This is a genomic window from Streptomyces mayteni, from assembly GCF_054783955.1.
Map to the genome: position 1 here is coordinate 24,509 of NZ_BAAGPR010000082.1, position 10,543 is coordinate 35,051.

At 73.5% G+C, this 10,543-nt stretch carries 10 protein-coding genes; 3 read left to right on the forward strand and 7 right to left on the reverse strand.

Features of this window, described 5'->3' with window-relative positions; genetic code table 11:
* Position 1: 1 nt before the first annotated feature.
* The 4 genes from ACYVPE_RS28610 to ACYVPE_RS28625 form a co-directional block, all read right to left on the reverse strand.
* Positions 2-406, reverse strand: coding sequence for a VOC family protein (locus ACYVPE_RS28610; RefSeq protein WP_461036624.1), 405 nt, complete (start codon positions 404-406; stop codon positions 2-4).
* A gap of 66 nt (positions 407-472) precedes the next feature.
* Positions 473-832: an NYN domain-containing protein gene (locus ACYVPE_RS28615; protein WP_461036632.1), complete on the reverse strand. Its 360-nt coding sequence runs from the start codon at positions 830-832 to the stop codon at positions 473-475.
* Between the two features lie 38 nt (positions 833-870).
* On the reverse strand, positions 871-3,003 hold the full coding sequence (locus tag ACYVPE_RS28620; RefSeq protein WP_461036625.1) for a 3-hydroxyacyl-CoA dehydrogenase NAD-binding domain-containing protein: 2,133 nt from the start codon (positions 3,001-3,003) through the stop codon (positions 871-873).
* Positions 3,000-4,217, reverse strand: coding sequence for a thiolase family protein (locus ACYVPE_RS28625; protein WP_461036626.1), 1,218 nt, complete (start codon positions 4,215-4,217; stop codon positions 3,000-3,002). The genes ACYVPE_RS28620 and ACYVPE_RS28625 overlap by 4 nt, the downstream gene beginning before the upstream one ends.
* Positions 4,218-4,501: 284 nt before the next feature.
* Between ACYVPE_RS28625 and ACYVPE_RS28630 the strand changes: the two genes are divergently transcribed.
* On the forward strand, positions 4,502-5,368 hold the full coding sequence (locus ACYVPE_RS28630; protein ID WP_461036633.1) for a glycoside hydrolase family 19 protein: 867 nt from the start codon (positions 4,502-4,504) through the stop codon (positions 5,366-5,368).
* Between the two features lie 34 nt (positions 5,369-5,402).
* Here the strand turns inward: ACYVPE_RS28630 and ACYVPE_RS28635 are convergent, their stop codons facing one another.
* From ACYVPE_RS28635 to ACYVPE_RS28645, 3 genes are all read right to left on the reverse strand, one after another.
* The gene (locus tag ACYVPE_RS28635) at positions 5,403-6,668 is read right to left on the reverse strand and encodes an HRDC domain-containing protein (protein WP_461036627.1); all 1,266 of its coding nucleotides are present in this window, start codon (positions 6,666-6,668) and stop codon (positions 5,403-5,405) included.
* A 100-nt stretch (positions 6,669-6,768) separates the two neighbouring features.
* Positions 6,769-7,431, reverse strand: a complete 663-nt coding sequence (locus ACYVPE_RS28640) for a LuxR C-terminal-related transcriptional regulator (RefSeq protein ID WP_461036628.1) — start codon at positions 7,429-7,431, stop codon at positions 6,769-6,771.
* A gap of 159 nt (positions 7,432-7,590) precedes the next feature.
* Positions 7,591-8,181 (reverse strand): DUF3000 domain-containing protein, encoded by a 591-nt coding sequence (locus ACYVPE_RS28645; RefSeq protein WP_461036629.1) that lies wholly within the window; start codon positions 8,179-8,181, stop codon positions 7,591-7,593.
* 447 nt (positions 8,182-8,628) lie between these two features.
* Between ACYVPE_RS28645 and hemE the strand changes: the two genes are divergently transcribed.
* A complete protein-coding gene (hemE, locus tag ACYVPE_RS28650) occupies positions 8,629-9,669 on the forward strand; it encodes a uroporphyrinogen decarboxylase (protein WP_461036634.1) in 1,041 nt (346 codons plus the stop codon).
* Between the two features lie 30 nt (positions 9,670-9,699).
* A partial coding sequence (hemG, locus tag ACYVPE_RS28655; RefSeq protein WP_461036630.1) for a protoporphyrinogen oxidase occupies positions 9,700-10,543 on the forward strand: 844 nt, incomplete at its 3' end.

The following is a 10,543-nucleotide window of genomic DNA, read 5'->3' on the forward strand; positions in this document are numbered from 1 at the left end:
CTCAGCCCTGGACCGCGGACATGTCCATGTGGACGACCTCCCACTGGTGCCCGTCCGGGTCCAGGAAGCTGCGGCCGTACATGCCCTCCATGTCCATCGGCTCCATGGCGGGGCGGCCGCCGGCCGCGAGCGCCCTGTCGGCGAGTTCGTCGACCTCGGCGCGGCTCTCCGCGCTGAGCGAGACGATCGACTCGATGCCGGTGTCGGCGTCCACGACCTCCTTCCTGGTGAAGGTCCTGAAGAACGGCTCGACCAGGAGCATCGCGAAGATGTGCTCGCTGATCACCAGGCAGGCCGCCCGCTCGTCGGTGAACTGCGGGTGGAAGGAGTAGCCGAGCCTGCCGTAGAACTCCTTGCTGCGCTCCAGGTCCCTGACCGGCAGGTTCACGAAGATCTTGGTCGCCATCACGGGCCCCTCTGTGTGTCGACGGCCGGTCGTTCGCGGCCGTTCGACAGGGAGACTCCCGGGCCGTCAGAAACTCATCGCCTCCCGCGGCCCGACCGTCTCGGCGCCCAGCGCCACCACCCGCGCCCGCAGCCCACGGTCCGCCGTCACCACCAGGCACCGCCGGTCCGCGCCCTCCGCGCGCACCAGCTCCACGATCCGGTCGTCCCCACTGCCGGGCGCGGACTCCACCCGCACCCCGGGCACCGAGCGGACGCCGCGCGCCGCGCCCTCCACGACCAGCACCACCTCGGCCGGACCCGGGTAGCCCACGAGCCGGTCGCGCAGCCGCTCGGCGGCGCCCCGCCGATCCCGCCACCAGCCGTCGGGCACCGAGCCCACCACGTTCGCCCCGTCCACCACGACCAGCGGCACCCGGCCCGCCATGGGCGAGCCGGGTGCCGCCGGAGCGGTCTCGCTTCCCGTCACTCCGGAACGCTCGCCACCCCGCGGGCCAGCAGCCGCCGGCCGAGCACCCGCTCCGAGATCCCGGCGCGGTCCAGGTAGGGGGTGATCCCGCCCAGGTGGAAGGGCCAGCCGGCGCCGGTGATCAGGCACAGGTCGATGTCCTGCGGCTCCGCCACGACGCCCTCGTCGAGCATCAGCCCGACCTCCTCGGCGATCGCCTCGAGCGCCCGGTCCCGCACCTGCTCCTCGGTCAGCACCCGGTCGCCGACCTCGAACAGCGCCGCCACCTCGGGGTCGAGCTCCGGCTGCCCCGAGTCGCGCGTGTAGAGGCCGCGCTTGCCCGCCGACACGACCCGGCCCAGGTTCGCCGAGATCCCGAACCGGTCGGGGAACGCGTCGTGCAGCGTGCCCGCCACGTGGTGCGCCACCGCGGGACCGACCAGCTCCAACAGCGTGATCGGCGACATCGGCAGGCCGAGCGGCTCCAGCGCCCGGTCCGCGACCTCGACCGGCGTGCCCTCGTCGATCGCGCCGAGCACCTCGCCCATGAACCGGGTGAGCACCCGGTTCACCACGAACGCCGGCGCGTCCTTCACCAGCACCGCCGACTTCTTCAGCTTCCTGGCCACCGCGAACGCCGTGGCCAGCGAGGCGTCGTCGGTCCGCTCGGCCCGGACGATCTCCAGCAGCGGCAGCACGGCCACCGGGTTGAAGAAGTGGAAGCCGACCACCCGCTCCGGGTGCTTCAGCTCCGCCGCCATCTCGGTCACCGAGAGCGAGGAGGTGTTGGTGGCCAGGATCGCCTCGTGCGACACCACCGCCTCCAGCTCGGCGAACACCTGCCGCTTGACCGACATCTCCTCGAAGACGGCCTCGATCACGAAGTCCGCGTCCGCGAAGGCCTCGGCCTTGTCCAGCGAGCCGGTCACCGCCGCCTTGAGCCGGTTGGCCCTGTCCTGGCCGATCCGCCCCTTCAGCAGCAGCATGTCGACCTGCTCGTGCACCCAGCCGACGCCCTTGTCGATCCGCTCCTGGTCGATGTCGGTGAGCACCACGGGCACTTCGAGCCGCCGCGCGAACAGCAGCGCCAGCTGCGAGGCCATCAGGCCGGCGCCGACCACGCCCACCTTGCCGATCGTCCTCGCGAGGGACTTGTCGGGCGCGCCCGCCGGCCGCTTGGCCCGCCGCTGCACCAGGTTGAACGCGTAGAGCCCGCTGCGCAGCTCGTCGCCCGTGATCAGGTCGGCCAGCGCCTCGTCCTCGGCGGCGAAGCCGGCCCGCACGTCGCCGTCCCGCGCCTGGGCGAGGATCTCCAACGCCCGGTAGGCGGCCGGCGCCGCGCCGTGCACCTTGTCGTCGGCGATCGCCCGGCCCCTGGCCACCGCCTCGTCCCAGGCCGCGCCCCGGTCCGGCTCCTGCCTGACCACCTCGACCTCGCCGCGCAGCACGGCCGAGGTCCAGAGGAGCGACTGCTCGAGGAAGTCGGCGCCGTCGAAGAGCGCGTCCGCGATGCCCAGCTCGTAGACCCTGGTGCCGTTGAGCATCCGGTTCTGGCTGAGCGAGTTCTCGATGATCACGGTGACGGAGCGGTCGGCGCCGATCAGGTTGGGCAGCAGGGTGCAGCCGCCCCAGCCGGGCACCAGGCCGAGGAACACCTCGGGCAGCGCGAACGCGCTGACCGCGCGGGACACCGTGCGGTAGGCGCAGTGCAGCCCGATCTCGACGCCGCCGCCGAGCGCCGCGCCGTTGTAGTAGGCGAAGGTGGGCACCGCGAGGGCGGCGAGCCTGGCGAACACGTCGTGCCCGCCGCGGCCGATCGCCAGCGCCTCGTCACGCTCGCGCAGCACCTCGACGCCCTTGAGGTCGGCGCCGACCGCGAAGACGAACGGCTTGCCGGTGACGCCGACGCCGACGATCTCGCCGGCGTCGGCCTCCGCCTGCACCTGGTCGATCGCCGCGCTCAGGTTCGCCAGCGACCGCGGCCCGAAGGTGGTCGGCTTGGTGTGGTCGAAGCCGTTGTCCAGGGTGATCAGCGCGAACCGGCCGCCGTTGCCCGGCAGGTCGAGGTGGCGGACCCACGCGTGGGTGACCACCTCGTCAGGGAAACGGTCACCGGCGCTCCGCAACAACTCAGCGGTCTTGCTACTCACTTGCCCTCCCACTGCGGGTTCTCCCAGATGACCGTGGCGCCCATGCCGAAGCCCACGCACATCGTCGTCAGGCCGTACCTGACGTGCGGCTGGTCCTCGAACTGCCGGGCCAGCTGGGTCATCAGCCGCACTCCGGAGGAGGCCAGCGGATGACCGAAGGCGATCGCGCCGCCGTACTGGTTGACGCGCGCGTCGTCGTCGGCGATGCCGAAGTGCTCGAGGAACGCGAGCACCTGCACGGCGAACGCCTCGTTGACCTCGAAAAGACCGATGTCGCCGATCCCGAGCCCCGCCTTGCGGAGGGCCTTCTCGGTCGCCGGCACCGGGCCGTAGCCCATCACCTCGGGCTCGACCCCGGCGAACGCGAAGGAGACCAGGCGCAGCTTCGCCGGCAGGCCGAGCTCCCTGGCCACGTCCTCGGCGGCCAGCACCGAGGCGGTGGCGCCGTCGTTGAGCCCCGCCGAGTTGCCCGCGGTGACCCGGCCGTGCGGCCGGAACGGCGTCTTCAGCCCGGAGAGGGTCTCCAGCGTGGTGCCGGGCCGCATCGGCTCGTCGGCGGTGGCCAGGCCCCAGCCCTGCTCGCCGACGCCCTCCTCGCTGGTGCGGCGCAGCGCGATCGGCACCAGGTCGGCCTGGATCTTCCCGTCGGCGTACGCCTTGGCCGCCTTCTCCTGGCTGCGCACCGCGTACTCGTCGGCGCGGGCCCTGCTGAGGCCGGGGAACCGGTCGTGCAGGTTCTCCGCCGTCATGCCCATGAAGAGCGCCGACTCGTCGACCAGCTTCTCGGAGACGAAGCGCGGGTTCGGGTCGACGCCCTCGCCCATCGGGTGCCGCCCCATGTGCTCGACGCCGCCGGCGACGGCCACGTCGGTCGCGCCGAACGCGATGGCCCCGGCGCTGGTCGTCACGGCGGTCAGCGCGCCGGCGCACATGCGGTCGACGGAGTAGCCGGGCACCGAGGTGGGCAGCCCGGCGAGGATGGCCGCCGTGCGGCCGAGTGTCAGGCCCTGGTCGCCGATCTGCGTCGTCGCGGCGATGGCCACGTCGTCGATCCGCTCGGGCGGCAACTGGGGATTGCGGCGCAGCAGTTCGCGCACGCACTTGATGACCAGGTCGTCGGCGCGGGTCTCGTGGTAGATCCCCTTCGGACCCGCCTTGCCGAACGGGGTGCGGACGCCGTCGACGAAGACGACGTCCCTGACGGTACGCGGCACGATGGTTCTCCTCCACGCCGAGAGATTCCTGTCCGGCCCCCATGCTACTCACCGGTAACCCGAGTGCGCGACGCCCTGTCCGGTTTTCGCGCCCGGCGCGCACCGTCGGCGCGGAGGTGCGGGCTTTTCGCCTCCTCTGGTCTAGACCTTGACGGCGACGGCGCGGCGCGCTTCAGTGTGCGCATCACCCCCACGTCGCGGCGGCCTCCCGCGGTCCCGAGCGTTCTGCCGCCGCACTCCCGAGGAGAGAACGCGTGCTGAGACGACGCATCGTGACCTTACTGATGACCGTGCTGCTCGCCGCCGGACTGGCGGGCGTCATGGTCCCGGCGAGCGCGGCCCCCGCCCCCCGCGCCGCCGACTGCGCCACCGCGACGGACTGGCGGGCCGGCACCTGGTACCCGGCCGGCAGCATCGTCCGCTACAACGGCGCCTACTACATCGCCGAGCACGAGAACCCGGGCTACGACCCGACCATCAGCACCTGGTACTGGGACCCCTACAGCTGCGACGGCGGTGGCGGCAACCCGAGCGGCTTCGTCGTCAGCGAGGCCCAGTTCAACCAGATGTTCCCGAACCGGAACTCCTTCTACAGCTACGGCGGCCTGGTCGCCGCGCTCAGCTCCTACCCCGGGTTCGCCAACACCGGCAGCCTGGAGGTCCAGCGGCGCGAGGCCGCCGCGTTCCTGGCCAACGTCAGCCACGAAACCGGCGGACTCGTCCACATCGTGGAGCAGAACACCGCCAACTACCCGCACTACTGCGACTGGAACCAGCCCTACGGCTGCCCCGCCGGGCAGGCCGCCTACTACGGCAGGGGCCCGATCCAGCTGAGCTGGAACTTCAACTACAAGGCCGCGGGCGACGCCCTCGGCATCGACCTGCTCGGCAACCCGTGGCTGGTGCAGAACGACTCGGCCGTCGCCTGGCGCACCGCCCTGTGGTTCTGGAACACCCAGTCGGGCGCCGGCAGCATGAGCGGCCACCAGGCCATCGTCAGCGGCGCGGGCTTCGGTGAGTCGATCCGCAGCATCAACGGCAGCATCGAGTGCAACGGCGGCAACCCGGGCCAGGTGCAGAGCCGGGTGACGACCTTCCAGAACTTCAGCCAGCTCCTCGGCACCACCCCGGGCGGCAACCTCTACTGCTGACCCGCGGAGCCACCGCGGCGCCCGCCGGGCGTGGTCAGCGGGGCGCGGCGGACAGCGCGGCGGACAGCACCTCGACCGTCTGCGTGATCTGCCACTCGCGCGCGCCGAGCGCGCGCAGCGCCGGGGCCAGCTCGGCGGGCGTCGACTCGGCCGGCGGCTCCCAGCACAACCGCCGCACCACGTCCGGCGTCAGCAGGTTCTCCTGCGGCAGCCGCAGCTTCTCGGCGTGCGCCATGACCGCCGCGCGGGCCGCCGAGAGGCGGGCCGCGGCGGCCGGGTCCTTCTCCGCCCAGGCCCGCGGCGGGGGCGGCCCGGCCGACGGCTGGCCCGGCTGCGGAAGCTGCGCCTCCGTCAGCTCCCTGGCCCGGTCGATCGCCGCCTGCCAGTGCTGGAGCTGGCGCCGCCCCATCCGGCTGCCGAAGCCCGGCAGCGCGGCCAGCACCCGCGCGTCCTGCGGCATGGCCTGCGCCGCCGCGACGATCGCCGCGTCCGAGAGGACCTTGCCAGGCGACAGGTCGCGCTTCTGCGCCACCTGGTCCCGCGCCGTCCACAGCTCCCGGACCACCGCGAGCTGCCGACGCCGCCGCACCTTGTGCACACCCGACGTCCGGCGCCAGGGGTCCTTGCGGGGCGGCGGCGGGGGAGCCGCCGCGATCGCCGCGAACTCCTCGAGCGCCCAGTCGAGCTTCCCCTGCCGCCGCAGGTCCTCCTCCAGCGCGTCCCGCAGGTCGACCAGCAGCTCCACGTCGAGCGCCGCGTACCGCAGCCACGGCTCGGGCAGCGGGCGGTTCGACCAGTCGACCGCCGAGTGCCCCTTCTCCAGGCTGTAGCCGAGCACCGTCTCGACCATCACCCCGAGGCCCACCCGCGCGAAGCCGGCGAGCCGCCCCGCCAGCTCCGTGTCGAAGAGCCGCGCCGGGACCAGACCTATGTCCCGCAGACACGGCAGATCCTGGGTGGCCGCGTGCAGCACCCACTCGGTGTCGGCGAGCACCGCGCCGAGCGCGGAGAGATCGGGGCAGGCGACCGGATCGATCAGCGCGGTGCCCGCACCTTTACGGCGGAGTTGCACCAGATACGCGCGTTGCCCGTAGCGGTAACCCGAGGCCCGCTCCGCGTCGACCGCGACCGGCCCGCTGCCCGCCGCGAAGGCGGCGACGACCTCGGCCAGCGACTCCTCGTCCGCGATGACCGGCGGAACGCCCTCGCGGGGGGCGAGCAAGGGGACCGGCGCCGGCCCTGACGGCTCGGAGGGGGCGAGATCAGGGCTTGCTTCGGCGGTCTGCTGGGCGTCGGTCACCAGTTAAGACTAACTCTGTGCGTACGGTGCACAACGACTGTCCACACTCCCGGCACCAGCCGGACTCGGGGCGTGCCCACCGAGTGCCGGGAGTGGCGGTTCAGTGGATGATGCCGGTGCGCAGCGCCACGGCCACCATGCCGGCCCGGTCGCCCGTGCCGAGCTTGCGCGCGATCCGCGCCAGGTGGCTCTTGACCGTGAGCGCCGACAGGCCCATCGAGACGCCGATCGCCTTGTTCGACTGGCCCTCCGCCACCAGCCGCAGCACCTCGACCTCGCGGCCCGAGAGCTCGCGGTAGCCGCCCTGGTGCGCCGGAGCGCCGGGCTGCCTGCGGTGCAGCCCGCGGGACGCGGCGCCGATGTGGGAGGCGCCGTGCCGGGTGGGCGGGCCCAGGTTGTTGCGGGTGCCGGTGACGACGTAGCCCTTGACGCCGCCGGCCAGCGCGTTGCGGACCGCGCCGATGTCGTCCGCGGCCGACAGGGCCAGGCCGTTCGGCCAGCCGGCGGCCCTCGTCTCGGAGAGCAGGGTGAGCCCGGAGCCGTCGGGGAGGTGGACCTCGGCGACGCAGATGTCACGCGGGTTGGCGACTCGGGGGCGGGCCTCCGCCACGGACGACGCCTCGATCACGTCCCGCACCCCGAGAGCCCACAGATGGCGGGTCACGGTGGAACGGACGCGGGGGTCGGCCACGACCACCATGGCGGTCGGCTTGTTCGGGCGGTAGGCGACCAGGCTTGTTGGGTGCTCAAGGAGAACAGACACCGGGCCTCCCGGGAGGGGTGGGATGGGGACGGATCCGAAACCGACTCCTGGGGAGGAGTCGGGGCGATCCGGGTGGAAGGGTCACTGACTCCTTCGGCACGATCCCACTGGGCCTTTAGAGAATGATCACGAACCGGTGATTCGTCATTCCAGCGAAGTTCACAGCGGCCGCGGCCCGCGGCGGCGCGGCAGGGCGGTCACCGCGGGGCCGCTGGACTCCGGCGGAAGCCCCGCGCACTGCGCGAGCAGCTCGCACCAGGCTCCCAGGTGCGCCCCCGCATCCCCCGGATCCGCCGGGGTCCAGGAGGCCCGCAGCTCCAGCTCGGCCCGCGCCGGCCGCTCGGCCAGGCCGCCGAAGAAGCTCGAACCCGCCCGCGTCACGGTGCCGTTGGCGGCCCGTCTGTCGAGCCCTCGGCCGTCAAGCGCCTCCGTCAACCAGGACCACGCCACGTCAGGCAACAGGGGGTCGGTGGCCAGCTCGGGTTCGAGGTCGGACCTGGCCAGCGTCACCACCCGGAAGTCGCCCTGCCACGACTCGTCGCCCGCCGGATCGTGCAGCAGTACGAAACGGCCGTCGGCCAGCTCCTCGTCCCCCACGGTCACGGCGGCCCCGACGGCGTGCGCGAAGGGCGCGAGCCGGCGCGGCGGCGGGAGTGGCGACAGCCTGACCTCGGGGCGGGGCCTGGTCGCGGTCAACGCCGCGACCGCCCGCCCGAAGGCGACCGGGACCCGCGCACCGGGGTCGTTCATCGGAATCCTTATCTCTGAAGAGCCCGTCCGCTGCCGTGGCGAGTACGCCGGACCGATTGGGAGGTAAACTCATCGTGCCCGGTTGGCGACAGTCAAGCATTCCGGGCCTACCGCCGGGCATGGGGGCACTCCCCCGAGCACTCCGTGCAGGGGGCACCCCCACCCGGACGAAGTCCGGGGGAGGGATGTCAGGTCTGTGGAGCCTGTGTAAGACCGATGGGCGGCACTCCGTCCCCCGCCGTTTGTTCGGGTCGGCCGCGGGCGGTGAAGCAGAAAGGTCGCCTTGCGAAGGGCGAACCTCCGGGGCACCCCGGGAGCCGAGGTCAAGATGCCGGACTCCTCCACGAGTTCGAGACGGTGCCATGGCCGGTAACCCTATGGGCTCTTCCGGCCATTGGCCGGTGCGCCACACCCGCGCGCGCCGTCCGATTCCGGGGTCGTGGGAGACTGCTGCCTGTGACTGTGACCGATTCCGCCTTCCTCAAAGCATGCCGTCGCGAGCCCGTCCCGCACACCCCGGTGTGGTTCATGCGACAGGCCGGCCGTTCACTGCCCGAGTACCGCAAGGTCCGCGAGGGTATCGCCATGCTCGACTCCTGCATGCGGCCCGATCTGGTCACCGAGATCACCCTCCAGCCCGTCCGCCGGCACCAGGTGGACGCCGCCATCCTCTTCAGCGACATCGTGGTGCCGCTCAAGGCGATCGGCGTCGACCTCGACATCAAGCCGGGCGTCGGCCCGGTCGTCGCCCGGCCGATCCGCGGCCGCGCCGACCTCGACCAGCTGCGCCCGCTCGAGCCGGACGACGTCTCCTACGTGACCGAGGCCATCGGCCTGCTCACCGCCGAGCTCGGCGACACCCCGCTGATCGGCTTCGCCGGCGCCCCCTTCACCCTCGCCAGCTACCTCGTCGAGGGCGGCCCGTCCCGCAACCACGAGCACACCAAGGCCCTGATGTACGGGGACCCCGAGCTGTGGGCCGAGCTGCTCGACCGGCTCGCCGTGATCACCGGCGCCTTCCTCTCCGCGCAGGTCGACGCCGGCGTCTCGGCCGTCCAGCTCTTCGACTCCTGGGTCGGCGCCCTGGCCCCCGTCGACTACCGGGCCTCGGTGCTGCCCGCCTCCACCAAGGTCTTCGACGCCGTCGCCGGCCGCGGCGTGCCGCGCATCCACTTCGGCGTGGGCACCGGCGAGCTGCTGCCGCTGCTCGCCGAGGCCGGCGCCGACGTGGTCGGCGTCGACTGGCGGGTCCCGCTCGACGAGGCCGCCCGCCGCGTCGGCCCGGGCCACGCGCTCCAGGGCAACCTCGACCCGGCCGTGCTCTTCGCGCCGCACGACGTCGTGGCCGCCCAGGCCGACCGGGTGCTCGACGCCGCCGCCGGCCTGCCGGGGCACGTCTTCAACCTCGGCCACGGCGTGCTGCCCGCCACCGACCCGGACGCCCTGACCCGGCTCGTCGCCCACGTCCACGAGCGGACCGCCCGCTGAGCCGGACCGGCGGCAGGTGAAGGGGGAGCCATGCACGTGATCGTCGTCGGCGGCGGGATCTCGGGACTCGCCGCCGCCCACCGGCTGTCGACCGCCGGCGTCCGGGTCACCCTGCTGGAGGGCTCGGACCGGATCGGCGGCAAGCTGCGCACCGGCCGGATCGCCGGCGTCGGCGTCGACCTGGGCGCCGAGTCGATACTCGCCCGCCGCCCCGAGGCCGTCGAGCTGGCCCGCGCCGTCGGCCTCGGCGACGCGCTGCGCCCCCCCGTCGGCGTCGGCGCCTCGATCTGGACCAGGGGCGCGCTGCGCCCCATGCCGCGGGACCACGTGATGGGCGTGCCGGCCTCCGTCGCGGCGCTCGCCGGGGTGCTCTCCGACGCCGGCCTCGCCCAGATCGCCAGGGACGCGGAACTGCCGCCGCTCGAGGTCGGCGAGGACGCGGCGGTCGGCCGGCTCGTCGCCGAGCGGATGGGCCGCGAGGTCGTCGACCGGCTGATCGAACCGCTGCTCGGCGGCGTCTACGCCGGCGACGCCTACCAGATCTCGCTGCGCTCCGCCGTGCCCAAGCTCTACGAGGCCGCCCGCGAGCACGACACGCTGCTGGCCGCCGTCCGCGCCGTCCAGCGCGAGGCCGGGCCGCGCGCCCCAGGCGAGCCGGTGTTCAACGGCGTCGAGGGCGGCGTCGGCACCCTGGCCGAGGCCGTCGCGGAAGCCTGCCGCGCCCGGGGCGTGGCCCTGGAGACCGGCGTCGCCGTCACCGGCCTGCGCCGCACCGCCCGCGGCTGGGCCGCGGCCCTCGGCGACGGCCTCAACCTCGCCGCCGACGGGGTCGTCATCGCGGGGGCGGCCGCGGCCGCCGGGCGGCTGGCGCGCA

Coding starts and splice junctions, on each gene's coding strand:
- ACYVPE_RS28610 (WP_461036624.1), bottom strand. CDS start 406: ATGGCGACCAAGATCTTCGTGAACCTGCCGGTCAGGGACCTGGAGCGC.
- ACYVPE_RS28615 (WP_461036632.1), bottom strand. CDS start 832: ATGGCGGGCCGGGTGCCGCTGGTCGTGGTGGACGGGGCGAACGTGGTG.
- ACYVPE_RS28630 (WP_461036633.1), top strand. CDS start 4,502: ATGACCGTGCTGCTCGCCGCCGGACTGGCGGGCGTCATGGTCCCGGCG.
- ACYVPE_RS28645 (WP_461036629.1), bottom strand. CDS start 8,181: ATGAACGACCCCGGTGCGCGGGTCCCGGTCGCCTTCGGGCGGGCGGTC.